Below are 21,256 nucleotides of genomic sequence, written 5' to 3'. Positions count from 1 at the left end.
CAATGGCGAAGGCAAAGTTTGAGCGGAACAAACCGCACCTCAACATCGGCACCATCGGTCACGTCGACCACGGCAAGACCTCGCTGACCGCTGCGATCACCAAGGTGCTCGCTGAAGAAGGTCTGTCGGAGAAGGTGGACTTCGAGAACATCGACAAGGCTCCGGAAGAGCGTGAGCGCGGCATCACCATCTCGACCGCGCACGTCGAGTACGAGACCGCCAACCGCCACTATGCGCACGTCGACTGCCCCGGCCACGCCGACTATGTGAAGAACATGATCACCGGCGCTGCGCAGATGGACGGCGCGATCCTGGTGGTGTCGGCCGCTGACGGCCCGATGCCGCAGACCAAGGAGCACATCCTGCTCGCCAAGCAGGTCGGCGTTCCCACGATGGTCGTGTTCCTCAACAAGGTCGACCAGGTCGATGACGAGGAAATCCTCGAGCTCGTCGAGATGGAGATCCGTGAAGAGCTCTCGAAGCGCGACTTCGACGGCGACAACATTCCGATCATCCGTGGTTCGGCGCTCGCCGCGCTGGAGAGCCGCGATGACAACATCGGCAAGCAGGCCGTTCTGGCGCTGATGGCTGCCGTCGATGAGTCGATCCCCGAGCCGGATCGTCCCCTCGACAAGCCGTTCATGATGCCGATCGAAGACGTGTTCTCGATCTCGGGCCGCGGCACCGTGGTGACCGGTCGCGTCGAGACCGGCGTGGTCAAGGTCGGTGAGGAAGTCGAGATCGTCGGCATCCACCCGGAGACCCGCAAGACCACCGTGACCGGCGTCGAAATGTTCCGCAAGCTGCTCGATCAGGGCCAGGCCGGCGACAACATCGGCGCGCTGATCCGCGGCGTCGCCCGTGACGAAGTCGAGCGCGGCCAGGTGCTCGCGAAGCCGGGCTCGATCACCCCGCACACCGACTTCCAGTCGGAAGTGTACGTCCTGTCGAAGGACGAGGGTGGCCGTCACACGCCGTTCTTCGCGAACTATCGTCCGCAGTTCTACTTCCGCACCACGGACGTGACCGGCACGATCGAGCTGCCTTCGGGCACCGAGATGGTCATGCCGGGCGACAACGTCGCGCTGGGCGTCAAGCTCATCGCGCCGATCGCCATGGACGTCGGCCAGCGCTTCACGATCCGCGAGGGCGGCCGTACCGTCGGCGCCGGCGTCGTCAGCGGCATCGACAAGTAAGCTGAAAAAGCAAGCGCCGCCCGGCTCCGAAAAATCGGAGCCGGGCGGTTGCTTTTTTATGAGGTGGCCTGTAATGGCGCGCCTCCAGTTTTTGGTTTGACAGCAAGAGGCCGGTCACCGGCCCCGCTCTTTCACATCGGTAGGGACATGGACAACAACATCCGCATTCGCCTGAAGGCGTTCGATCACCGCGTGCTCGACCAGGCGACCGGCGACATCGCCGACACTGCACGCCGCACCGGCGCTCTTATCCGTGGCCCGATCCCGCTTCCGACGAAGATCGAGAAGTTCACGGTCAACCGTGGCCCCCACATCGACAAGAAGAGCCGCGAGCAGTTTGAAGTGCGCACGTACAAGCGCATGCTCGACATCGTGCAGCCGACCCCGCAGACGGTCGACGCGCTGATGAAGCTCGACCTCGCCGCCGGCGTCGATGTCGAAATCAAGCTGGCCTGAGCCGGCTGATGCAGCCCCGATCCTCGATCGGGGTTGTTTCCGCTCCCCGTTCGCCGAAAAGGCCGGGTGAGGGGGTGGACAGGGAAGTGAAGCTGACGTAAAGGCGCCGCTTCCCGAACGAGATTCGCGATTCCACCGGGATCGCGCAGGGCAGGCCGGATCGATCCCGATCCGAAGTTCCAGCCGGAGCGCAACGCTCAAACGACATAGGGATACCGCCGGGCCTCGGTCCGGGTCTGCGTCCCCCGTCTTTCCTGCCCTCGGGCGGGAATTCAGCCCGGACGGGGGCTCGCATCGCATATTCGGGCTGAGGCACGCACCCTGTGGGATGGTCCATGGGGTGCCTCTGTTATGGAGTGAACTGATCATGCGCACTGGCGTGATCGCGAAGAAAATGGGGATGACCCGCCTGTTCCAGGACGACGGCCGCCACGTGCCGGTCACCGTCCTGAGCCTCGAAGGCGTTCAGGTCGTCGCCCGTCGCGAAAAGGACAAAGACGGCTATACCGCCGTGCAGCTGGGCGCGGGCAGCGCCAAGGCGAAGAACGTCGCCAAGCCGCAGCGCGGCCAGTTCGGCAAGGCCGAGGTGGAGCCCAAGGCGATCCTCGCTGAGTTCCGCGTGGACGAGGACGGTCTGCTTGACGTGGGCGCCGAGATTTCGGCCGACCATTATGTCGCGGGCCAGTTCGTCGACATTCAGGGCCGTACGCAGGGCAAGGGCTTTGCAGGCGGCATGAAGCGCTGGGGCTTCGGCGGCATGCGCGCCACCCACGGCGTCTCGATCTCGCACCGTGCGCTGGGTTCGACGGGTAACCGTCAGGATCCGGGCCGCGTCTTCAAGAACAAGAAGATGGCCGGCCATATGGGCGACAAGAACCGCACCCAGCAGAACCTGGAAGTCGTCGGCACCGACGTCGAGCGCGGCCTGATCTTCGTCAAGGGCTCGGTCCCTGGCTCGAAGGGCGGCTGGCTGTTCGTCAAGGACGCCGTGAAGCTTCCGGCCCACAAGGACGCGCCATTCCCGGCCGGCCTCAAGGCTGCTGCCAACAGCAACAACAACGCCCCCGCGGACACGCCGGCTGAAGAAGCCGCTGCCCCCGAGGCGACCGACGGCCAGGAGGGCTGAACGTGAAGGTCAAGGTACAGACCCTCGACGCCAAGGCATCGGGCGACATCGAGCTGAATGACGACGTGTTCGGCCTCGAGCCGCGCGCCGACATCCTGCATCGCGTCGTCACCTGGCAGCTGTGGAACCGCCGCGAGACGGCCCGTCCGACGCGCGAGCGTTCGGAAGTGTCGCGCACCGGCAAGAAGTTCGGCCGCCAGAAGGGCGGCGGTACGGCTCGTCACGGCGATCGCGCTGCCCCCGTCTTCATCGGCGGCGGCAAGGCGCACGGCGCGCGCAAGCGGGACTTCAACATCTCGCTGAACAAGAAGGTCCGCGCGCTCGGCCTCAAGATGGCGCTGTCGAGCCACGCCAAGGCGGGTTCGCTGATCGTCCTCGACGGCTTCGACGCGACCAAGACTGCGACGCTCAAGGGTCAGTTCGCTGGCCTGAAGGTCGGCAAGACCGCACTGGTGATCGACGGCGAGGCAGGCAACGGTTTCCTGGCCGCGCGCAACCTGGCGGGCGTCGACGTCCTGCCGGCGGCGGGTGCCAACGTCTATGACATCCTGAAGCACGACACGCTGGTCCTGACCCGCGCTGCCGTCGAGAAGCTGGAGGCGCGCTTCAATGGCTAAGAAGCAGGCAGAAGCGATCGACATCCGTCACTATGACGTGATCGTCGCGCCGCACATCACCGAGAAGTCGACGCTCGTCTCCGAGGCGAATGCGGTGGTCTTCAAGGTCGCCAACGACGCGACCAAGCCGCAGATCAAGGCGGCGGTCGAGGCGATCTTCGGCGTCGGTGTCACCGCGGTGAACACGATCGTCCAGAAGGGCAAGACGAAGCGCTGGAAGGGCAAGCCCTACACGCGCAGCGACATCAAGAAGGCGATCGTCACCCTCAAGGACGGTGACTCGATCGACGTGACGCAGGGGGTCAACTGACCATGGCGCTCAAGAACTACAACCCGACCTCGCCGGCGCGGCGCGGCCTGATCCTGGTGGACCGTTCGGGTCTGCACAAGGGCGGCCCCGTCAAGGCGCTGACCGAGGGCAAGCGTAAGACCGGCGGCCGCAACAACAAGGGTCATGTGACCTCGCGCGGCATCGCGGGCGGCCACAAGCAGCGTTATCGCATCATCGATTTCAAGCGCCGGCTGTGGGACGTCGAGGGCACCGTGGAGCGGATCGAATATGATCCGAACCGCACAGCCTTCATCGCGCTGATCAACTATGGTGCGGACGAGAACGGCAAGGATCGTCTGGCTTACATCATCGCTCCGCAGCGCCTGGGCGTTGGCGACAAGGTGATCGCGGCCAAGAAGACCGACGTGAAGCCGGGCAACGCGATGGAGATCGGCCAGGCTCCGGTCGGCACGATCGTCCACAATGTCGAGTTGAAGCCCGGCAAGGGCGGCCAGATCGCGCGTTCGGCGGGCACCTATGTGCAGGTCGTCGGCCGTGACCGCGGCATGGTGATCGTGCGGCTCAACTCGGGCGAGCAGCGCTACGTCCGCGGCGAGTGCATGTGCACCGTTGGCGCCGTGTCGAACCCCGACAATGGCAACACCAACCTCGCCAAGGCTGGCCGCAACCGCTGGAAGGGCATCCGCCCGCTGACCCGCGGCGTCGCCAAGAACCCGGTCGACCATCCGCACGGCGGTGGTGAAGGCCGGACCTCGGGCGGCCGTCATCCGGTCACCCCGTGGGGCAAGCCGACCAAGGGTGCGCGCACCCGTCACAACAAGGCGACGGACAAGTTCATCATCCGCAGCCGCCACGCGAAGAAGAAGGGCTAACCGATGGCTCGCTCCGTTTGGAAGGGTCCTTTCGTGGACCTGCATCTCCTGAAGAAGGCCGAGACGGCGCAGGAGAATTCGGGCCGCGCCGGTCCGATCAAGACCTGGTCGCGTCGTTCGACCATCCTGCCGCAGTTCGTCGGCCTGACCTTCAACGTCTACAACGGCCGCAAGTTCGTGCCGGTGTCGGTCAACGAGGACATGGTCGGCATGAAGCTCGGCGAGTTCGCGCCGACCCGGTACTTCCCGGGCCACGCGGCCGACAAGAAGGGTAAGCGCTAAGATGTCGAAGCCCAAGGCTCCCCGTCGCGTGAGCGACAATGAGGCGCTGTCGGTCGGCACGCAGATCCGCGGTTCGGCGCAGAAGCTGAACCTGGTCGCGGGCCTGATCCGCGGCAAGCGTGCCGGCGACGCGATGAACATCCTCGCCTTCTCGAAGAAGGCGATGGCGGTGGACGCGCGCAAGGTGCTGGCTTCGGCCATCGCCAATGCCGAGAACAACCACAACCTCGACGTCGACGCGCTCGTCGTCGCCGAGGCGTCGGTCGGCAAGTCGATCACCATGAAGCGCTTCCACACGCGTGGTCGCGGCAAGTCGACCCGCATCCTCAAGCCGTTCAGCCGGCTGCGGATCGTGGTGCGTGAAGTGCAGGAAGAAGCATAATGGGTCACAAGAGCAACCCGATCGGTCTGCGCCTGCAGATCAACCGCACCTGGGACAGCCGCTGGTTCGCCGAGGGCGCGGACTATGGCCGCCTGCTGCTCGAGGATCTGAAGATCCGCCAGTACATCCTCAAGACGCTGCCGCAGGCTGCGATCTCGAAGGTGGTGATCGAGCGTCCGGCCAAGCTGTGCCGCGTGAGCATCTATGCCGCGCGCCCCGGCGTGATCATCGGCAAGAAGGGCTCGGACATCGAGAAGCTGCGCAAGACGCTCGGCTCGATGACGAGCTCGGACGTGTCGCTGAACATCGTCGAGATCCGCAAGCCTGAAGTCGATGCCAAGCTCGTCGCCCAGGGCATTGCTGACCAGCTGGAGCGCCGCATCGCGTTCCGCCGCGCCATGAAGCGCGCCGTTCAGTCGGCGATGCGTCTGGGCGCCGAGGGCATCCGCATCAATTGCGGCGGCCGTCTGGGCGGCGCCGAGATCGCGCGTTCGGAGTGGTATCGTGAGGGCCGCGTTCCGCTGCACACGCTGCGCGCGAACATCGACCATGCCGAGGCGCAGGCCCACACCGCCTATGGCGTGTGCGGCGTCAAGGTCTGGATCTTCAAGGGCGAGATCCTGGGCCATGATCCGATGGCGACCGATCGCCTGAACATGGAATCGCAGACGTCGGGCGTTCGTCCCGCGCGCGAAGACCGTCGCTAAGGGTTAGGCACGATGCTGCAACCGAAAAAGACCAAGTTCCGCAAGGCGTTCAAGGGCCGGATCAAGGGCGAGGCCAAGGGCGGCGCGACGCTGAACTTCGGCTCGTACGGCCTGAAGGCGATGGAGCCTGAGCGGATCACCGCGCGTCAGATTGAGGCGGCCCGCCGCGCGATCACGCGTCACATCAAGCGTCAGGGCCGTTTGTGGATCCGCGTGTTCCCGGACGTTCCGGTGTCGAGCAAGCCTGCCGAAGTCCGCATGGGCTCGGGCAAGGGCGGCCTTGAATATTGGGCAGCCCGCGTCAAGCCGGGCCGCATCCTGTTCGAGCTGGACGGCGTTCCCGGCCCGCTCGCGGCGGAAGCGTTCGAGCGTGCGGCGATGAAGCTGCCGATCAAGACCAAGGTCGTGGCGCGCCTCGGCGACACGTCGCACCTGGAGGGTTGAGTAACATGACCAAGGCAACCGATCTGCGCGCGAAGAGCGACGATCAGCTTACCGAGGAGCTGGGCAACCTGAAGCGCGAGGCGTTCAACCTCCGTTTCCAGGCGGCGACCAGCCAGCTCGAGAAGCCGAGCCGCGTGAAGGAAGTCCGCAAGGACATCGCTCGCATCAAGACGCTGCAGAACGAGCGTTCGCGCTCGGCTGCGAAGTAAGAGGACAACGAACATGCCGAAGCGCGTGCTGACCGGGCAGATCGTGTCCGACAAGGGCGACAAGACGGTGGTCGTGAACGTGGAGCGCAAGGTCAAGCACCCGCTCTACGGTAAGATCATCCGCCGCTCGAAGAAGTATCACGCCCATGACGAGGCGAACGAATACAAGGCTGGCGAGACCGTGCGCATCGAAGAGACCGCGCCGATCAGCAAGCTGAAGACCTGGAAGGTGATCGAGCGGGTGAACACCCACGCGACGCCCGAGCGGGCCGACATCGCTTAAGTCCGCAAGGACTCGAGAGTTCAACTGGAACCGCCGGGCGAAACGTCCCGGTAGGCCAAACGAGAAGGAACCGGATCGATGATCCAGATGCAATCCAATCTCGACGTCGCGGACAACAGCGGCGCGAAGCGGGTGCAGTGCATCAAGGTGCTGGGCGGGTCGAAGCGTCGCTTCGCCGGCGTGGGCGACGTGATCGTCGTCAGCATCAAGGAAGCGCAGCCCCGCGGCAAGGTGAAGAAGGGCGACGTGCATCGCGCCGTCATCGTCCGCACCGCCAAGGACGTCCGCCGCGCCGATGGCTCGGTGATCCGCTTCGACGGCAATGCCGCCGTCCTGGTCAACAAGAACGAGGAGCCGATCGGCACCCGTATCTTTGGCCCGGTGGTCCGCGAGCTGCGCTCGAAGGGCTTCATGAAGATCATTTCGCTCGCCCCCGAGGTGCTGTGATGGCTGCTGCCAAGATCAAGAAGGGTGACCAGGTCATCGTCCTGTCCGGCAAGGACAAGGGCAAGACCGGCGAAGTCACCAAGGCGCTTCCGAAGGACGGCAAGGTCGTCGTCGCGGGCGTCAACATCGCGGTGCGTCACCGCAAGCCGACCCAGGCCAACCCGCAGGGCGGTCTGGAGCGCGCCGAGGCGCCGCTGCACATCTCCAAGGTCGCGCACGTGACCAAGGACGGCAAGGCGACCCGCGTCCGCTTCGAGGAGCGCGACGGCAAGAAGGTGCGCGTTGCGGTCAAGACCGGGGAGGTCATCAATGGCTGACAAGTACACGCCGCGTCTGCGCAAGCTCTATGACGAGAAGATCGCCAAGGCGATGACCGAGAAGTTCGGTTACAAGAACGTCATGGAAGTGCCGCAGATCTCGAAGATCGTGCTCAACATGGGCGTCGGCGAAGCCACCCAGGACAAGAAGAAGGTCGAGCAGGCCGCTTCTGAAATGGAGCTGATCGCCGGCCAGAAGCCGGTCGTCACCAAGGCGAAGAAGTCGATCGCGCAGTTCAAGCTGCGCGAGGGCATGGCGATCGGCTGCAAGGTCACGCTGCGCCGCGAGCGGATGTACGAGTTCCTCGACCGCTTCATCACGATCGCGCTGCCGCGCGTTCGCGACTTCCGCGGGCTGAACGACAAGTCGTTCGACGGCCGTGGCAACTATGCCTGCGGCATCAAGGAACAGATCGTGTTCCCCGAGATCAACTATGACCGCATCGAGAAGGTGCGCGGCATGGACGTGATCGTGACCACCACCGCCAAGACCGACGAGGAGGCTCGCGAGCTTCTCCGTCTCTTCGGCTTCCCGTTCCCGCGCGATGCGGACGGCGAAGCGAAGCAGGCTGCGTAAGGGAAAGAGAACTTAAGTCATGGCGAAACTGAGTTCCGTGAACAAGAATGAGCGTCGCAAGCAGCTGGTGAAGAAGTACGCCGGCAAGTATGCGAAGCTGAAGGCGATTGCGGCGGACACGTCGCTCGACGAGACCGAGCGCCTGATCGCTCGTCTCAAGATGGCCGAGATTCCCCGCAACGGGAATCCGACTCGCATCCGCAACCGGTGCGAGCTGACCGGTCGTCCGCGCGGCTATTACCGCAAGTTCCGTCTGGCGCGCGTGATGCTGCGCGATCTGGCCAACAAGGGCCTGATCCCCGGCGTCACCAAGTCGAGCTGGTAAGGGTTAGAAGATGGCATTGACCGATCCCCTGGGTGATATGCTCACCCGCATCCGCAACGGCCAGCGCGCGCGCAAGGACAGCGTCCTGACGCCCGCGTCGAAGCTGCGTGCCCGCGTGCTCGACGTGCTTCAGCGCGAAGGCTATATCCGTGGCTATAGCGAAGAGCAGATGGGCCCCGCGGCCGGCATCCGCATCGAGCTGAAGTATTTCGAGGGCCAGCCCGCGATCAAGTCGATCGCGCGCGTCTCGAAGCCGGGCCGCCGCGTCTATTCGGGCAGCAAGGAGCTGCCGAAGATCCGCAACGGTCTGGGCATCACCATCGTTTCGACGCCCCGTGGCGTTCTGTCGGACGCCGAGGCGCGCGACCAGAACGTTGGCGGCGAAGTGCTGGCGGAGGTGTTCTGATGAGCCGCACCGGTAAGAAGCCGATCACCGTTCCCGCTGGCGTCACCGCCAGCGTCGAGGGCGGCACGATCAGCGTCAAGGGCCCCAAGGGCACCCTGACGATGCCGACCGCCGACGACATCTCGTACGAGGTAGGCGACGGCACGATCACTGTGAAGCCGGCGAACGATACCAAGCGCGCCAAGGCCTTCTGGGGCATGCAGCGCACGCTGGTGCAGAACCTGGTCACGGGCGTGAGCGAGGGCTTCTCCAAGAAGCTGCTCATCACCGGCGTCGGCTATCGCGCAAATGCGCAGGGCAAGAAGCTCAAGCTTCAGCTCGGCTATTCGCACGACGTCGATCTCGAGGTGCCGGAAGGCGTGGAGGTGAAGACCCCCGACCAGACCACCGTCGAGATCTCGGGCAACGACAAGCAGAAGGTCGGCCAGTTCGCGGCCGAAATTCGCCGCTGGCGGAAGCCGGAGCCCTATAAGGGCAAGGGCATCAAGTACGAGGGCGAGTTCATCTTCCGCAAGGAAGGGAAGAAGAAGTAATGAGCAAGGGTCTCTCTCTCTTCGAGAAGCGCCGCCGTCGCAACCGGACCGCGCTGAAGGCGCGTTCGGGCAGTCGTCCCCGGCTGTCGGTGCATCGCTCGGGCAAGCACATCTATGTGCAGGTGATCGACGACGCGCAGGGCAAGACCCTGGCCGCCGCTTCGACGCTGGACAAGGACGTGCGCGGCTCGACCGGCGCGAACATCGACGCCGCCAAGGCTGTCGGCACCCGCATCGCGGAAGCTGCCAAGAAGGCCGGGGTGACGCAGGTCGTCTTCGATCGTGGCGGTTTCCTGTTCCACGGTCGCGTCAAGGCGCTGGCGGATGCCGCCCGTGAAGGCGGATTGGAGTTCTAAGAATGGCTGACGAACTGAACCAGGCGCCCGTCGAGGGCGCACCCGAGGCCGGTAACGAAGCCCCCCGTCGTGGCCGTGGCGGCCGTGGCGGCGATAATCGCGGTGGCCGTGGCGGCCGTGACGGCAACCGTGGCCGCCGCGACGACCGTCGCGGCGCCGAGGATGGCGGCGAAGAGCTGATCGAGAAGCTGGTCCACATCAACCGCGTCTCGAAGACGGTGAAGGGCGGCAAGCGCTTCGGCTTCGCGGCGCTGGTCGTCGTGGGCGACGGCAAGGGCCGGGTCGGCTTCGGCCATGGCAAGGCGCGCGAAGTGCCGGAAGCCATCTCGAAGGCGACTGCTGCTGCCAAGAAGGCGATGGTCCGCGTGCCGCTGCGCGAGGGCCGGACGCTGCACCATGACGGCCGCGGCCATTTCGGTGCGGGCAACGTCACCGTCCGTTCGGCGCCTCCGGGCACCGGCATCATCGCGGGCGGCCCGATGCGCGCCGTCTTCGAGAGCCTGGGCGTCGCCGACGTCGTGACCAAGTCGGTCGGCACGTCGAACCCCTACAACATGATCCGCGCGACCTTCGAGGCCCTGGGCGACCAGACCTCGCCCAAGGCGGTGGCGCAGCGCCGTGGCAAGAAGATCGCCGATCTGCTGGGCCGTGGCGGCTCGCAGACCGCCGAGGCTGACGCTGCGGCGATCACGGAGTAACGCGCATGGCGAAGAAGGAAGCAGCCAAGGCAGCCGGCACGGTGAAGGTGACCCAGACCGGGTCGCCGATCCGCCGCACCAAGGATCAGCGCGCGACGCTGATCGGCCTGGGCCTCAACAAGATGCACCGCACGGTCGAGCTGCAGGACACCCCCGAGGTGCGCGGCATGATCCGTAAGGTGGCGCACATGGTGAGCGTCGAGGGCTAACGCCTGCGGCACCTTTCCAGGTGACAGATGGAGGAGAGGGGGCTATCGGCCCCCTTTCCGGTTTCCGGACTGTCCGGGAATCGAGCGCGACAAAAGCGAAAGCGAGTGCAGACAATGAAACTGAACGAGATCAACGACAATGAAGGCGCTCGTAAGGGCCGGATGCGCGTCGGACGCGGCATCGGTTCGGGCAAGGGCAAGACCGCGGGGCGCGGCCAGAAGGGCGCCAAGGCGCGCTCGGGCGTGTCGATCAACGGCTTCGAGGGCGGCCAGATGCCGCTCCACATGCGCCTTCCGAAGCGCGGCTTCAACAACCCGAACGCCAAGGACTATGCCGAGGTCAACCTGGGCGCGATCCAGAAGCTGGTCGACGCCGGCAAGCTGACCGCGACCGATATCGATCACGCGGCGCTGAAGGCCGTCGGCCTGGCGCGTGGCGGCAAGAATGGCGTCCGTCTGCTCGCCAAGGGCGAGCTGAAGGCGAAGCTCAACTTCACCGTCGCCGGCGCGTCGAAGGGCGCGATCGAGGCGGTCGAGAAGGCTGGCGGCAAGGTCACCATTCCGACGATCGTTCCGGCTGCCGACAAGCATGCCGCGAAGCATCGCGTGAAGCAGAAGGCGATTGCCGAGCTGAAGGCGTCCGGCAAGAAGGCCGCCAAGGCGTAACCCATTTGCATCACCCCGGCGCGGGCGCGCCGGGGATGATTGCCCAACGGGTTTCATGCCCTATATGAGCGGCGGGGTGGCGGAAGACGCTCCTCCGCCGCTTTGGTTTCCAGGATATTCGCGCACATGGCATCCGCAGCCGATCAACTCGCATCCGGCCTTAACCTGTCCAAATTCGGCCAGGCCACCGAACTCAAGAAGCGCCTGTGGTTCACCCTCGGCGCGCTGATCGTCTTCCGGATGCTGAGCTATGTGCCGCTGCCCGGTATCGATCCCACCCAGCTGGGCCTGCTCGCGCAGCGCACCCAGGGCGGCGTGCTCGATTTCTTCAATACCTTCTCGGGCGGCGCGCTGGAGCGCATGTCGGTGATCGCGCTGGGCGTGATGCCGTACATCACCGCGTCGATCGTCGTTCAGCTCGCCACTTCGCTGTCGCCCGCCCTCGCCGCGATCAAGAAGGAAGGCGAGAGCGGACGCAAGAAGCTCAACCAGTACACCCGCTACGGCACCGTCGCGCTCACCGCGATCCAGGGCTATGTCATCGCCGCCGGCCTGCAGGCGGGCGTCAACGGCATCTCGCCGGTGATCCAGCCGGGGCCGCTGTTCATCGTCGGCGCCGTCGTCAGCCTGATCGGCGGCACGCTGTTCCTGATGTGGCTGGGTGAGCAGATCACCAACCGCGGCGTCGGCAACGGCATCTCGCTGATCATCATGGCGGGTATCGTCGCCCATCTGCCAACCACCCTCGTCCAGCTGTTCGAGGGCGGCCGCAGCGGATCGATGAACCCCGTGACGCTGGTCGCGATCCTGGCCGCGGTGGCCCTGCTGGTTCTGTTCATCTGCTTCATGGAGCGCGCGCAGCGCCGCATCCTGATCCAGTATCCCAAGCGCCAGACGCAGCGCGGCGTGCAGAGCGAGCGCAGCCACCTGCCGCTCAAGATCAACACCGCCGGCGTGATCCCGCCGATCTTCGCGAGCTCGCTGCTGCTGATGCCGCTGACGATCAGCCAGTTCGCGGGCCAGCAGCAGGCGGGTCAGGGTTGGTGGAGCGACTTCGTCATCAGCCTCAACCAGTATCTCCAGCACGGATCGCTGGTGTACATGCTGCTCTACGGCGCCGGTATCATCTTCTTTTCGTTCTTCTACACAGCGGTTGTGTTCAACCCGGAGGAGACCGCGGACAACCTCAAGAAATATGGCGGGTTCGTTCCCGGCATCCGTCCCGGCAAGAACACCGAGGCCTATTTCGACTATGTGCTGACGCGTATCACCGTGATCGGCGCGGCCTATCTGACCATCATCTGCCTGGCGCCCGAATGGCTGGTCTCCCAGCTGTCGATCCCCTTCTATTTGGGCGGCACCAGCCTGCTGATCGTGGTCAACGTGACGATGGATACGGTGACCCAGATCCAGTCGCATTTGCTGGCGCACCAGTATGGCGACTTGATCAAGAAGGCGAAGCTTAAGGGCGGTCGACTCCGCTGACAGGCGGGGCAAGCTTAGGTTCAACGGTGCCGGTCCGCTCCCCCACCCGGCCACCCATATGATACTGCCGTTGGGTGACCGGGTGGGGGAGCGGGCTGGCGCCGCAACGAACAGAGGGGAAGTCTGTTGAACATCATCCTGTTGGGGCCTCCGGGGGCCGGGAAGGGCACCCAGGCGTCGCGGCTCGAGGACGAGCGCGGCATGGTCCAGCTTTCGACTGGCGACATGCTGCGCGCCGCGGTGAAGGCCGGCACGCCGGTGGGCCTCAAGGCCAAGGCGGTGATGGAGGCGGGCGAGCTCGTCAGCGACGAGATCGTCAGCGGCATCATCGGCGAAAGCCTGGATGGCCTCGGCGAGAAGGGCGCGATCTTCGATGGCTTTCCACGCACCGCCGCGCAGGCGGAGTCGCTCGATACGATCCTGTCGGACCGTGGCCGCACGCTCGATCATGTGATCGAGTTGGTGGTGGACGAGGACGCGCTGGTCGAGCGCATCACGGGCCGCTTCACCTGCGCCACCTGTGGCGAGGGCTATCACGACACGTTCAAGCTGCCCAAGGTCGAGGGCACGTGCGACCAGTGCGGCGGGACCGAGTTCAAGCGCCGACCCGACGACAATGAGGAAACGGTGCGCACGCGCATGGCCGAATACCGCGCCAAGACGGCGCCGATCCTGCCGATCTACGAAGCACGCGGCCTGGTGAAGCGCGTCGACGGCATGGCCGACATTGCCGAGGTGACCGCGGCGATCGAGGCGATCCTCGACGGCAAGACGTAAGCCGGGGCGTCAGAACGCAGGGAAGGGGGCTTCGGCCCCCTTTTTCTTTGGCTGTGAAGCGCGGGCGGACGCCGCGATCAGGGAATGACGATCTCGCTGCCCGTCTTGACCCGATCGAGCGCGATCAGGCTGCGGAAGCTCGCGACCGCCTCGTTCTCGTTAAAGAGGCGGCGGGTGAGCGCCTCATAGGCCGGCATGTCGGGCGCGACGATCACCAGCACGAAGCTGATCCCGCCGGTGACGTAATAGCATTGCTGGACCTCCGGCGTGGCCTGGAACAGCGCCCGAGCCGCGGCGGCGGTCTGCTGATGCTCGTTGATCATCTTGACCTCGACGATCGAAGTGATCGTCATCTGAGCCGCTTGCACATCGACGATCGCGACGTTGCGCGCGATGATACCGGCGTCCACCATCGCCGCGATACGTCGCTGCACCGCGGCGGCGGAGAGGTTCACGGTCTCGCCGATGCGCCGTTGGGGCGTCTTGTTGTCGCGCTGCAGGATCCGCAGGATCGCGCGGTCGAAGCTGTCGAGCGTGCGCCTTGCGGTGATCGATCGGTTCATAGGCGAGTTTTTGTTGCATTTGGCGCGCCGATCAAGGGCGCAAATCCCGCATCTGTGCTGATATCTCCCCGCGGCCGTTACAATGAGGTCGATCCGTGGAGTTAGCTGTCTCGCCGCCGTCCAGCCGCACCTATCTGGGTGTGCTTTGCGGCGCAGGTGCGGGCGCGCTGTGGGGGCTGGTGTTTCTCGCCCCGGAGCTGGTGCGCGGGTTCACGCCGCTTCAGCTCGCGATCGGCCGCTACCTTGCCTATGGCCTGCTGTCCGCTGCGCTGATCGCGCCGCGCTGGCACGCAATCCTGCCGGTGCTCAGCCGCCGCGACTGGCTGTCGCTGGGCTGGCTCGCGCTGGCCGGCAACACGCTCTATTATATCCTGCTGGCGGCGGCAGTGCAGGCGGGCGGGATCGCGATGACCTCGCTCGTCATCGGCTTCCTTCCCGTCGCGGTGACGATCATCGGCAGCCGCGATTCGGGCGCGGTGCCGCTTCGCAGGCTCGTCCCCTCGCTGCTGCTTTGCGCCGCTGGAGCGGTGTGCATCGGATGGCAGGCGCTGGCCGCGCCGGCAGCGGGAGCCGCGCAGCTGACCGGGCTGCTCTGTGCTATCGGTGCGCTGGCGTCTTGGACCGCCTTTGCGGTAGTCAACAGCCGCTGTCTCGCGCGGCTGACAAGCGTTTCGACGCAGGACTGGAACTTGCTGACCGGGCTCGTCACCGGTGCGCAGGCGGTGGTGCTGATCCGCTCACGCTGCTTATCGAGCCGCTCGATCACCCGGCGGCGGCGTGGCTGCAATTGGCGGGTGTGTCGATCGCGGTCGCGGTGCTCGCCTCGATCCTGGGCAATGCGCTGTGGAACCGGATGAGCCGGCTGTTGCCGCTCACCATGGTCGGGCAGATGATCCTGTTCGAGACGCTCTTCGCGCTGATCTATGGTTTCCTGTGGGAGCAGCGGCTGCCGCTGCCGCTGGAGATCGCCGCGTTCGGGCTGGTGGTGGCGAGCGTGCTGTCGTGCATCGCGGCGCACCGCCGGCACGCGGTTCACTGAGGAAGGGGCCGCCACTCCTGAAAGTGACGGCCTCTCAGCCCTCAGGACTGCGACGGCGTCCAGCCCTCCGCAGGATTGGTGTTGACCATCCACGGCACGCCGAACTTGTCGATCAGCGAGCCATAGCCGGGCGACCAGAAGGTCTCGGCAAAGGGCATCACCACGCGTCCGCCCTCGGACAGCGCATTGAACCAGCGCTCCGCCTCTGCCTTGTCCTCGGTGTGCACGGTGACGTCGAAGCCATTCTTGGGCTTGTCGACATTGGGCGCCCAATCGGTGTCCATATCGGCGCCCATGATCGACTGATCGCCGACATCGAGCCAGGCGTGCATCAACCAGTCCTTGTACTGCGGACCGACCGGCATGCCCGGCGGGCCGTCGCCATAGGGGATGGCGGCGGTAATCTTGCCGCCGAGCACCTTGGCGTAGAACTCAAAGGCTTCGCGGCACTGGCCCTGAAAGCTCAGGCTGGTCACGATTTTCATGACAGGCTCTCCTCGGTTCCGCCGCTCTGCGCGGCGCCGCCGCACTATAGACGCTTTAGCTGCGTTTTAGTGTCAGCAGACCGATCCGCCGTGCATGAAAAGAGGCCGCCGCCCCGGAGGACGACGGCCCGTCTTCTTGCTCAGCCCGCTCAGCGGCGCGCGCGGCGCTTGAACTGGTCGAGGCTGACGACGTTGCTCGGGCGCTCGAGTCCGATGCCCGAATAGAGCGTTGCCATCGGCTCGTCGGTCACTTCATGGACGGTGTCCGAGCCGAAGCCGTTGAACGCGGTGCGCATCGCGCAGCCATAGGCGCCGAGCATGCCGACCTCGATATAGTCGCCCGCCTGAACGTCCGCCGGCAGCTCGAACGGGCCAGCCATGTGATCCATGTCGTCGCAGGTCGGGCCGTAGAAGCTGAACTCCGCCGTCTCCGCATCCACGCCTTCACGCAGCAGCGTGACCGGGAAGCGCCAGCCGACATGCGCCGCATCGAACAGCGCGCCATAGGCGCCGTCGTTGATGTACAGCTCGTCGCCGCGGCGCTTCTCGACTCGGACGATCAAGCTGCTGTATTCGGCGCATAGCGCACGGCCCGGCTCGCACCACAGCTCCGCGCTGTACGAGATCGGCAGATTCTCGAACGCGTTGTGGATCACGCCGAAATAGGCGTCGAGCGGCGGCGGCTCCATGCCGGGATAGGTCGAGGGGAAGCCCCCGCCGACATCGACGATGTCGACCGTGACCGACGAGGCGACGATGGCGACGCGAACACGCTCCATCGCCTCGGCATAGGCCGCGGGGGTCATTGCCTGGCTACCGACATGGAAGCAGATGCCGAGCGCGTCCGCCGCCTGGCGGGTCGCGACGAGCAGCTCGGCCACGTCCTCCGGCTCCGCGCCGAACTTGGCGGCGAGGCTGAGCTTCGAATGATCCGACGAGACGCGGATGCGCACGCACAGGTTCAGATCCTGCGCACCACGGGTGGCGCGCACGATCTTCTGAAGCTCGTCCATCGTGTCGAGGCTGAAGGTTCGTACCCCGTGGACGAAATACGCTTCCTCGATCGCTTCCTCGGCCTTGACCGGATGCATGAAGCACAGCACGGCCTTGGGCAGCGCGCGGCGCGCCATGCGCACCTCGCCGATCGACGCGACGTCGTAATGCGTAATTCCGGCATCCCAGAGGATCTGGAGCAGCTCGGGAGACGGGTTGGCCTTGACGGCGTACATCGTCGTCCCCGGAAACTTCTCGACGAAGAATCGGGCTGCTCGCTTGGCAGCGTGCGGACGAACGAGCGTTACCGGCTCGACGGGACGAAGGGCTTTCGCTAGCCCGAGCGCGCTATGATGCTTGTGCAACTCAAGGGACCTCCAATTGCCTTGCGGCATACGGTGAAAACACTGCCTTGCGGTGGAAGTCCCATGGGGCAGCGGAGGGGTCATTTAGGGTCGGGGACCCCCCTTGTAAAGTGATTCCGGGACCGAACGAATGATGCGGGGTGATGCGTGACGATATTGCGGCAGCCGACTCGGGCAGGGGTGCGGGATGCGGCGGCGAAGGTGGCGGCGATCTTGCCGCCGACCCCGCTGCTGGTGGCGGAGATCCGCGGGATTCCGGTGATGTTCAAGGCGGAATGCCTGCAGCCGATCGGCGCGTTCAAGATTCGCGGCGCGTGGCACCGGCTGACCGCGATCGGCGACGAGCAGCGCGAGAAGGGCGTGGTCGCGTTCTCCTCGGGCAATCATGCGCAGGGCGTCGCATGGGCCGCGAAGCGACTCGGCATCCCGGCGGTGATCGTGATGCCGGCCGACGCGCCCGCGGCGAAGCGCGATTCGACGCTCGCGCTGGGCGCCGAGCTCGTCGCTTACGACCGGATGAAGGAGGACCGCATCAAGATCGCCGCGCACCTCGCCCATGCGCGAGGCGCGACTTTGGTGCCGCCGTTCGACGATCCGTGGATCATCGAGGGGCAGGGCAGCATCGGGATCGAGGTGCTGACCCAGGCCGCCGAGATGCGATTGCCCGATCCGGGCCGGATCGTGGTGCCGTGCGGCGGCGGCGGGCTGGCGTCGGGCGTGACGCTGGCGCTGCCCGAGGCGGAGACCACGATCGTCGAACCCGAGGGCTGGGACGACATGTGCCGCAGCCTTGCCAATGGCTGGATCGAATCGATCGGCGATTCGCCGCCGCCGACGGCGTGCGACGCGCTCCAGACCTTCCAGCCCGCCCAGCTGACCTTCGACGTGCTGTCGCGCCGCGGCGCGACGGGCGTGACGGTGAGCGAGGCCGAGGTACGCGCGGCGCAGCGTTGGGCGGCGCGCAAGCTGCGGCTGGTGGTGGAGCCGGGCGGCGCGGTCGCGCTGGCCGCGCTGCTGGCAGGCAAGGTCGATCCGACGCCGGACACGCTGGTGATCCTGTCGGGCGGCAATGCCGATCCGGAGGCCTATGCGAAGGTGCTGGGTTCGGCGGACTGAGCGCCGGCCCGGCTGACGAAGCTGACGGAAAACAGGGGTTTTGCGGCAAATGCGCCGGAAACGCCGCGGGTTTGCGCCGGCAACGCGCCGGATATGCGCCACCCGCGCGCCGCCGGCGCCGCGGCCACGCGCCACCGACGCGCCACCTGCGCGCCGGCAGCGGACAGGTATGCGACGGGTTGGCGCCGGTGACGCGGCCGAAGCGCGCCACTTGCGCGCCGTCGATGCGCCGCTCGTGCCGGGTTTGGGATATTCTGGCCGGTGTTCCACCGATCAGGGTAGATCAGACGGATTCCAACATTGGAAGGGTGGAGCGAGGAGTGTGGTTAGAATGCCTTCGGAAGCCCCGCATCCTTCAATGTGCCGTTGGCGGTATGGCGAACCTCACAGCTGCGATCGAGCACGAAGTGACGGTTCGTAATCGGCGAGTGCCAGATTTCATGGTCGCCCTTGCCGTTGCGCACGAAGGTGCAGCCCGCTTCTACGAGCAGCCGCTCCAACTCGCGCCCGTAGTCGCTGCCCACTCGTTCAGCACGCGACTGCCATAGGGGAATCGAATACAGGCTTGATGCCCAGGGAGGGCTTCGGAGCGGTACGCTTGGCCAGCTTAACACCGGCATTTTCGAGGATTTCCGCCACGTTCAGCTCAATAAGTTCGGGAGCGATCTCCTCAACCATCCGGATGAGGTCACCTGCGCTGGCTGCTTCCACGCGAAGGCCGGGAATATCGGATTCGGCAATATACCACCGGCCGGTTTCCTCGTCCTCGGCGAGATGAACCTTCAGTTCGACAAATTTGGGCACGGCAATCCCAACCTGCGGGCCATGCCCACAAGGCTATCAATGAACCCTTTATTTTCAGTATGCCTCCGCTGAACGTCACATATTTGGGGCGCGGTCCAGCCGCGTTCAACGTTCATGCCCGGCCTCCCATCACGGCTTATGTGCCATTAATTCGTGTAGAACGCAATTCGGGCTGGATTGTGCCTTGCTCGGAACGATCGCGATTTCGCCCTGAACACGCGGACTCAGCTATGTGAGTACCGGTCAAACCCGCTTTCTCCATCGCTCAGGAAGCGGAGCAAACGAAATCCAACATTGCAAGGGATAAGTTGTCCAGCTCCGCGGCGCCGTGGAACCTGGCACGAGGCCGGGACGACGGAGAAGGGGCGCCCGCTAACGACCGCTTTGCGGACGCTGCATCCCTTTCCCCTCGGGAGAGGGATGGGGCCCGCCGCGACGCGGCGGGAAGGGTGAGGGCAGGTTTAAGAGACAAGCGGCCTGCCCTCACCCTTCCGCCGACTGCGTCGGCTCCTTCCCTCTCCCAACGGGAGAGGGGCTTACGGCTGCTTCCACCCAATCGCAGACATCCGGTCTTCAAATCGCCGCCGCCGCCTCACCCCACGAACGCGCGTTCGATCACATAATGCCCCGGCTTGGCGTTCGAGCCTTCCTCGAAGCCGAGGCCGTCGAGCATCGCGGAGAGATCCTTGATCATCTCCATGCTGCCGCACAGCATGACGCGGTCGGTCTCGGGATCGAGGCGCTTCTCGCCGAGCATCTGGGGGCCGAACAGCGCACCATTCTCGATCAGCGTGCCGATGCGCTGACTGGTCGGGAAAGGCTCGCGCGTGACCGTGGGAAGATAGTTGAACTGAAGCAGCGCCTGATCCTGCACCAGCGGGTCGCCGGCGAGCTGCGCCTCCAGCTCCTCGCGGAAGGCAAGGTCGCTGACTCGGCGCACCGAGTGGACCAGCAGGACCTGGTTGAACATCTCATAGACGTCGGGATCGCGCGCGAGGCTGAGGAAGGGCGCGAGGCCGGTGCCGGTCGACAGGAAGAACAGCCGCTTGCCCGGCAGCAGCGCATCGGTGACGAGCGTGCCGGTGGGCTTGCGGCCAAGGAAGACCTGGTCGCCCGGCTGGATCAGCTGGAGCCGCGAGGTGAGCGGGCCGTCCGGCACCTTGATCGAGAGGAACTCGAGCTCCTCGGCATAGGCGGGACTTGCGATCGAATAGGCGCGCAGCAGCGGGCGGCCCTCGCCGGGCAGGCCGAGCATGACGAACTCGCCCGAGCGGAAGCGGAAGCTCTGCGGGCGCGTGATGGTGAAGCTGAACAGATGCTCGTTCCAATGGCGCACGCTGGTCACGGTCTCGACCGTCAGCGCCGCCGAGGGGGCGAGGGGGATATGGTTGCGGTCACTCATCACTTCAGTTTCCAATTTGCGCCGACGGGCTGAGGCCGATCGCCTCCAGTGCCGCCGCCGCGGTTTCGATCGCGATCTGGAGCGCGGGCGCGCTCGTCGGGGGGACGATCATGCCCAGCATCTCCCGCATCTCGTTTTGGGGCCGGCGCGGCGCCTGCTCGAACAAGTCGAGCAGCAGCGCCTCGTCGTCGCTGACGCGGCTATGGCCTGGAGCGCGGAAATACAGGGGTTCGCCAGCTTCGCAATTAAGAATTGCCATAGCCATGGAAAAGGATTGCAACGCCGCTGCCGCGTTCCACCGGGCGAAACCCTCGGCCAGCGCGTTGCACGGGCACTGGCGGCGATTGACCGCCTGAACCCAGCCGCGCGCCGCCCAGACGATGAAGCGGCCGCCGAGATCGAGCGAGGCAGTGGTGCGGTCGAGATAATGGTACACGGGCGCTCCCTTCGCGCTGCTCCTAGCATTCTGTTATTGCGAGTCAATCGCAATTATATCTTGGCTCGACGCGGAACGGCGCTTTGGGCATGGGGTGGCGAATGGACGATCTTCCGACCGCCGGTTCCACTGTCCTCGCCATCCTGATGCTCGCCGCCTTCGCGCTGGCGTGGGGCGGGGTGCGCCTCATTCGCAGGGGCGAGGGGCAGAAGGGCGTGCTGATGATCGTGTGCGCGCTGGTGGCATTGGGGAATGTGCTGATCTGGACGGTGTGAGGATGGCGATCTCCATAGCCCGGCTCCGCCGTCATCCCGGCCTTGTGCCGGGATCCACGATGCCTCAAGCAGCACGATCGAACCTCCTGTCCGTCACTCGCCTCCCGGTGGATCCC

The 21,256-nt window shown here is 65.4% G+C and carries 33 protein-coding genes and 1 pseudogene; 27 read left to right on the top strand and 7 right to left on the bottom strand.

Features of this window, described 5'->3' with window-relative positions; translation table 11 throughout:
* Positions 1-2: 2 nt before the first annotated feature.
* The 24 genes from tuf (at position 3) to VGD28_RS18435 (ending at position 13,662) form a co-directional block, all read left to right on the top strand.
* On the top strand, positions 3-1,196 hold the full coding sequence (gene tuf, locus VGD28_RS18550; RefSeq protein WP_331029840.1) for an elongation factor Tu: 1,194 nt from the start codon (positions 3-5) through the stop codon (positions 1,194-1,196).
* A gap of 147 nt (positions 1,197-1,343) precedes the next feature.
* Positions 1,344-1,652 (top strand): 30S ribosomal protein S10, encoded by a 309-nt coding sequence (gene rpsJ / locus VGD28_RS18545; protein WP_066574470.1) that lies wholly within the window; start codon positions 1,344-1,346, stop codon positions 1,650-1,652.
* 367 nt (positions 1,653-2,019) lie between these two features.
* Positions 2,020-2,778 carry a 50S ribosomal protein L3 gene (rplC, locus tag VGD28_RS18540; RefSeq protein ID WP_331029839.1) on the top strand — a complete coding sequence of 253 codons (759 nt, stop codon included), beginning with the start codon at positions 2,020-2,022 and terminating at the stop codon, positions 2,776-2,778.
* A 2-nt stretch (positions 2,779-2,780) separates the two neighbouring features.
* Positions 2,781-3,395: a 50S ribosomal protein L4 gene (rplD, locus tag VGD28_RS18535; RefSeq protein WP_331029838.1), complete on the top strand. Its 615-nt coding sequence runs from the start codon at positions 2,781-2,783 to the stop codon at positions 3,393-3,395.
* Positions 3,388-3,705, top strand: coding sequence for a 50S ribosomal protein L23 (locus tag VGD28_RS18530; protein ID WP_331029837.1), 318 nt, complete (start codon positions 3,388-3,390; stop codon positions 3,703-3,705). The genes rplD and VGD28_RS18530 overlap by 8 nt, the downstream gene beginning before the upstream one ends.
* Positions 3,706-3,707: 2 nt before the next feature.
* Entirely contained in the window at positions 3,708-4,559 is an 852-nt protein-coding gene (gene rplB / locus VGD28_RS18525; protein WP_331029836.1) for a 50S ribosomal protein L2, read from the top strand.
* A gap of 3 nt (positions 4,560-4,562) precedes the next feature.
* Entirely contained in the window at positions 4,563-4,841 is a 279-nt protein-coding gene (gene rpsS, locus VGD28_RS18520; RefSeq protein ID WP_331029835.1) for a 30S ribosomal protein S19, read from the top strand.
* A 1-nt stretch (position 4,842) separates the two neighbouring features.
* Positions 4,843-5,223 (top strand): 50S ribosomal protein L22, encoded by a 381-nt coding sequence (rplV, locus tag VGD28_RS18515; RefSeq protein WP_265119408.1) that lies wholly within the window; start codon positions 4,843-4,845, stop codon positions 5,221-5,223.
* Positions 5,223-5,930, top strand: a complete 708-nt coding sequence (gene rpsC, locus VGD28_RS18510; RefSeq protein WP_331029834.1) for a 30S ribosomal protein S3 — start codon at positions 5,223-5,225, stop codon at positions 5,928-5,930. Before rplV ends, rpsC begins: the two co-directional genes overlap by 1 nt.
* Before the next feature lie 12 nt (positions 5,931-5,942).
* Complete coding sequence (gene rplP / locus VGD28_RS18505; protein ID WP_331029833.1) at positions 5,943-6,374, top strand: 50S ribosomal protein L16; 432 nt, start codon at positions 5,943-5,945, stop codon at positions 6,372-6,374.
* 5 nt (positions 6,375-6,379) lie between these two features.
* Positions 6,380-6,583, top strand: a complete 204-nt coding sequence (gene rpmC / locus VGD28_RS18500) for a 50S ribosomal protein L29 (RefSeq protein ID WP_331029832.1) — start codon at positions 6,380-6,382, stop codon at positions 6,581-6,583.
* 13 nt (positions 6,584-6,596) lie between these two features.
* Positions 6,597-6,866 (top strand): 30S ribosomal protein S17, encoded by a 270-nt coding sequence (gene rpsQ / locus VGD28_RS18495; protein ID WP_066574429.1) that lies wholly within the window; start codon positions 6,597-6,599, stop codon positions 6,864-6,866.
* Positions 6,867-6,944: 78 nt separating this feature from the next.
* Positions 6,945-7,313, top strand: coding sequence for a 50S ribosomal protein L14 (rplN, locus tag VGD28_RS18490; protein WP_066574426.1), 369 nt, complete (start codon positions 6,945-6,947; stop codon positions 7,311-7,313).
* Positions 7,313-7,630, top strand: a complete 318-nt coding sequence (gene rplX / locus VGD28_RS18485) for a 50S ribosomal protein L24 (RefSeq protein ID WP_331029831.1) — start codon at positions 7,313-7,315, stop codon at positions 7,628-7,630. Before rplN ends, rplX begins: the two co-directional genes overlap by 1 nt.
* Positions 7,623-8,207, top strand: coding sequence for a 50S ribosomal protein L5 (rplE, locus tag VGD28_RS18480; protein ID WP_331029830.1), 585 nt, complete (start codon positions 7,623-7,625; stop codon positions 8,205-8,207). Before rplX ends, rplE begins: the two co-directional genes overlap by 8 nt.
* Positions 8,208-8,226: 19 nt before the next feature.
* The gene (rpsN, locus tag VGD28_RS18475; RefSeq protein WP_331029829.1) at positions 8,227-8,532 is read left to right on the top strand and encodes a 30S ribosomal protein S14; all 306 of its coding nucleotides are present in this window, start codon (positions 8,227-8,229) and stop codon (positions 8,530-8,532) included.
* A gap of 10 nt (positions 8,533-8,542) precedes the next feature.
* Positions 8,543-8,938 (top strand): 30S ribosomal protein S8, encoded by a 396-nt coding sequence (gene rpsH, locus VGD28_RS18470; protein ID WP_331029828.1) that lies wholly within the window; start codon positions 8,543-8,545, stop codon positions 8,936-8,938.
* Positions 8,938-9,471 carry a 50S ribosomal protein L6 gene (rplF, locus tag VGD28_RS18465; protein ID WP_331029827.1) on the top strand — a complete coding sequence of 178 codons (534 nt, stop codon included), beginning with the start codon at positions 8,938-8,940 and terminating at the stop codon, positions 9,469-9,471. The genes rpsH and rplF overlap by 1 nt, the downstream gene beginning before the upstream one ends.
* Positions 9,471-9,827: a 50S ribosomal protein L18 gene (gene rplR, locus VGD28_RS18460; protein WP_331029826.1), complete on the top strand. Its 357-nt coding sequence runs from the start codon at positions 9,471-9,473 to the stop codon at positions 9,825-9,827. The genes rplF and rplR overlap by 1 nt, the downstream gene beginning before the upstream one ends.
* Before the next feature lie 2 nt (positions 9,828-9,829).
* Complete coding sequence (rpsE, locus tag VGD28_RS18455; protein WP_331029825.1) at positions 9,830-10,525, top strand: 30S ribosomal protein S5; 696 nt, start codon at positions 9,830-9,832, stop codon at positions 10,523-10,525.
* Between the two features lie 5 nt (positions 10,526-10,530).
* Complete coding sequence (rpmD, locus tag VGD28_RS18450) at positions 10,531-10,734, top strand: 50S ribosomal protein L30 (RefSeq protein ID WP_331029824.1); 204 nt, start codon at positions 10,531-10,533, stop codon at positions 10,732-10,734.
* Between the two features lie 114 nt (positions 10,735-10,848).
* Entirely contained in the window at positions 10,849-11,400 is a 552-nt protein-coding gene (rplO, locus tag VGD28_RS18445) for a 50S ribosomal protein L15 (RefSeq protein ID WP_331029823.1), read from the top strand.
* Between the two features lie 126 nt (positions 11,401-11,526).
* Entirely contained in the window at positions 11,527-12,885 is a 1,359-nt protein-coding gene (gene secY, locus VGD28_RS18440; RefSeq protein WP_331029822.1) for a preprotein translocase subunit SecY, read from the top strand.
* A gap of 126 nt (positions 12,886-13,011) precedes the next feature.
* Positions 13,012-13,662 carry an adenylate kinase gene (locus VGD28_RS18435; RefSeq protein WP_331029821.1) on the top strand — a complete coding sequence of 217 codons (651 nt, stop codon included), beginning with the start codon at positions 13,012-13,014 and terminating at the stop codon, positions 13,660-13,662.
* A gap of 77 nt (positions 13,663-13,739) precedes the next feature.
* Here VGD28_RS18435 and VGD28_RS18430 read toward each other — a convergent pair whose 3' ends face one another.
* Complete coding sequence (locus VGD28_RS18430; protein WP_331029820.1) at positions 13,740-14,225, bottom strand: Lrp/AsnC family transcriptional regulator; 486 nt, start codon at positions 14,223-14,225, stop codon at positions 13,740-13,742.
* Between the two features lie 95 nt (positions 14,226-14,320).
* On the opposite strand from VGD28_RS18430, the pseudogene VGD28_RS18425 reads away from it, so the two are divergent.
* Positions 14,321-15,264: pseudogene (locus VGD28_RS18425) on the top strand (DMT family transporter).
* Between the two features lie 41 nt (positions 15,265-15,305).
* Here VGD28_RS18425 and VGD28_RS18420 read toward each other — a convergent pair.
* Together VGD28_RS18420 and VGD28_RS18415 are read right to left on the bottom strand one after the other, a co-directional pair.
* Positions 15,306-15,749, bottom strand: a complete 444-nt coding sequence (locus VGD28_RS18420) for a VOC family protein (protein WP_331029819.1) — start codon at positions 15,747-15,749, stop codon at positions 15,306-15,308.
* Between the two features lie 149 nt (positions 15,750-15,898).
* Entirely contained in the window at positions 15,899-17,107 is a 1,209-nt protein-coding gene (locus VGD28_RS18415) for a type III PLP-dependent enzyme (RefSeq protein ID WP_331029818.1), read from the bottom strand.
* A 201-nt stretch (positions 17,108-17,308) separates the two neighbouring features.
* On the opposite strand from VGD28_RS18415, the gene VGD28_RS18410 reads away from it, so the two are divergent.
* Entirely contained in the window at positions 17,309-18,223 is a 915-nt protein-coding gene (locus VGD28_RS18410; protein WP_331029817.1) for a threonine/serine dehydratase, read from the top strand.
* A 326-nt stretch (positions 18,224-18,549) separates the two neighbouring features.
* Here VGD28_RS18410 and VGD28_RS18405 read toward each other — a convergent pair whose 3' ends face one another.
* The 4 genes from VGD28_RS18405 to VGD28_RS18390 form a co-directional block, all read right to left on the bottom strand.
* A complete protein-coding gene (locus VGD28_RS18405; protein WP_331029816.1) occupies positions 18,550-18,747 on the bottom strand; it encodes a type II toxin-antitoxin system HicA family toxin in 198 nt (65 codons plus the stop codon).
* 4 nt (positions 18,748-18,751) lie between these two features.
* Complete coding sequence (locus VGD28_RS18400; RefSeq protein WP_331029815.1) at positions 18,752-19,027, bottom strand: DUF1902 domain-containing protein; 276 nt, start codon at positions 19,025-19,027, stop codon at positions 18,752-18,754.
* A 592-nt stretch (positions 19,028-19,619) separates the two neighbouring features.
* Positions 19,620-20,429 (bottom strand): ferredoxin--NADP reductase, encoded by an 810-nt coding sequence (locus VGD28_RS18395; protein WP_331029814.1) that lies wholly within the window; start codon positions 20,427-20,429, stop codon positions 19,620-19,622.
* Positions 20,430-20,433: 4 nt separating this feature from the next.
* On the bottom strand, positions 20,434-20,865 hold the full coding sequence (locus tag VGD28_RS18390; RefSeq protein WP_331029813.1) for a hypothetical protein: 432 nt from the start codon (positions 20,863-20,865) through the stop codon (positions 20,434-20,436).
* A gap of 101 nt (positions 20,866-20,966) precedes the next feature.
* Between VGD28_RS18390 and VGD28_RS18385 the strand changes: the two genes are divergently transcribed.
* Positions 20,967-21,140: a hypothetical protein gene (locus VGD28_RS18385; protein ID WP_331029812.1), complete on the top strand. Its 174-nt coding sequence runs from the start codon at positions 20,967-20,969 to the stop codon at positions 21,138-21,140.
* Positions 21,141-21,256 lie beyond the last annotated feature (116 nt).

The sequence above is a fragment of the Sphingomonas sp. genome (genome assembly GCF_036402235.1).
Lineage (GTDB): Bacteria > Pseudomonadota > Alphaproteobacteria > Sphingomonadales > Sphingomonadaceae > Sphingomonas.
This window is presented reverse-complemented; position numbering and strand designations above follow the sequence as displayed.

Excerpts from the sequence above, each read along its gene's own strand:
- tuf (WP_331029840.1), top strand. The coding sequence starts at position 3 with ATGGCGAAGGCAAAGTTTGAGCGGAACAAACCGCACCTCAACATCGGC.
- rpsJ (WP_066574470.1), top strand. The coding sequence starts at position 1,344 with ATGGACAACAACATCCGCATTCGCCTGAAGGCGTTCGATCACCGCGTG.
- rplC (WP_331029839.1), top strand. The coding sequence starts at position 2,020 with ATGCGCACTGGCGTGATCGCGAAGAAAATGGGGATGACCCGCCTGTTC.
- VGD28_RS18530 (WP_331029837.1), top strand. The coding sequence starts at position 3,388 with ATGGCTAAGAAGCAGGCAGAAGCGATCGACATCCGTCACTATGACGTG.
- rplB (WP_331029836.1), top strand. The coding sequence starts at position 3,708 with ATGGCGCTCAAGAACTACAACCCGACCTCGCCGGCGCGGCGCGGCCTG.
- rpsS (WP_331029835.1), top strand. The coding sequence starts at position 4,563 with ATGGCTCGCTCCGTTTGGAAGGGTCCTTTCGTGGACCTGCATCTCCTG.
- rplV (WP_265119408.1), top strand. The coding sequence starts at position 4,843 with ATGTCGAAGCCCAAGGCTCCCCGTCGCGTGAGCGACAATGAGGCGCTG.
- rpsC (WP_331029834.1), top strand. The coding sequence starts at position 5,223 with ATGGGTCACAAGAGCAACCCGATCGGTCTGCGCCTGCAGATCAACCGC.
- rplP (WP_331029833.1), top strand. The coding sequence starts at position 5,943 with ATGCTGCAACCGAAAAAGACCAAGTTCCGCAAGGCGTTCAAGGGCCGG.
- rpmC (WP_331029832.1), top strand. The coding sequence starts at position 6,380 with ATGACCAAGGCAACCGATCTGCGCGCGAAGAGCGACGATCAGCTTACC.
- rpsQ (WP_066574429.1), top strand. The coding sequence starts at position 6,597 with ATGCCGAAGCGCGTGCTGACCGGGCAGATCGTGTCCGACAAGGGCGAC.
- rplN (WP_066574426.1), top strand. The coding sequence starts at position 6,945 with ATGATCCAGATGCAATCCAATCTCGACGTCGCGGACAACAGCGGCGCG.
- rplX (WP_331029831.1), top strand. The coding sequence starts at position 7,313 with ATGGCTGCTGCCAAGATCAAGAAGGGTGACCAGGTCATCGTCCTGTCC.
- rplE (WP_331029830.1), top strand. The coding sequence starts at position 7,623 with ATGGCTGACAAGTACACGCCGCGTCTGCGCAAGCTCTATGACGAGAAG.
- rpsN (WP_331029829.1), top strand. The coding sequence starts at position 8,227 with ATGGCGAAACTGAGTTCCGTGAACAAGAATGAGCGTCGCAAGCAGCTG.
- rpsH (WP_331029828.1), top strand. The coding sequence starts at position 8,543 with ATGGCATTGACCGATCCCCTGGGTGATATGCTCACCCGCATCCGCAAC.
- rplF (WP_331029827.1), top strand. The coding sequence starts at position 8,938 with ATGAGCCGCACCGGTAAGAAGCCGATCACCGTTCCCGCTGGCGTCACC.
- rplR (WP_331029826.1), top strand. The coding sequence starts at position 9,471 with ATGAGCAAGGGTCTCTCTCTCTTCGAGAAGCGCCGCCGTCGCAACCGG.
- rpsE (WP_331029825.1), top strand. The coding sequence starts at position 9,830 with ATGGCTGACGAACTGAACCAGGCGCCCGTCGAGGGCGCACCCGAGGCC.
- rpmD (WP_331029824.1), top strand. The coding sequence starts at position 10,531 with ATGGCGAAGAAGGAAGCAGCCAAGGCAGCCGGCACGGTGAAGGTGACC.
- rplO (WP_331029823.1), top strand. The coding sequence starts at position 10,849 with ATGAAACTGAACGAGATCAACGACAATGAAGGCGCTCGTAAGGGCCGG.
- secY (WP_331029822.1), top strand. The coding sequence starts at position 11,527 with ATGGCATCCGCAGCCGATCAACTCGCATCCGGCCTTAACCTGTCCAAA.
- VGD28_RS18430 (WP_331029820.1), bottom strand. The coding sequence starts at position 14,225 with ATGAACCGATCGATCACCGCAAGGCGCACGCTCGACAGCTTCGACCGC.
- VGD28_RS18420 (WP_331029819.1), bottom strand. The coding sequence starts at position 15,749 with ATGAAAATCGTGACCAGCCTGAGCTTTCAGGGCCAGTGCCGCGAAGCC.
- VGD28_RS18395 (WP_331029814.1), bottom strand. The coding sequence starts at position 20,429 with ATGAGTGACCGCAACCATATCCCCCTCGCCCCCTCGGCGGCGCTGACG.
- VGD28_RS18385 (WP_331029812.1), top strand. The coding sequence starts at position 20,967 with ATGGACGATCTTCCGACCGCCGGTTCCACTGTCCTCGCCATCCTGATG.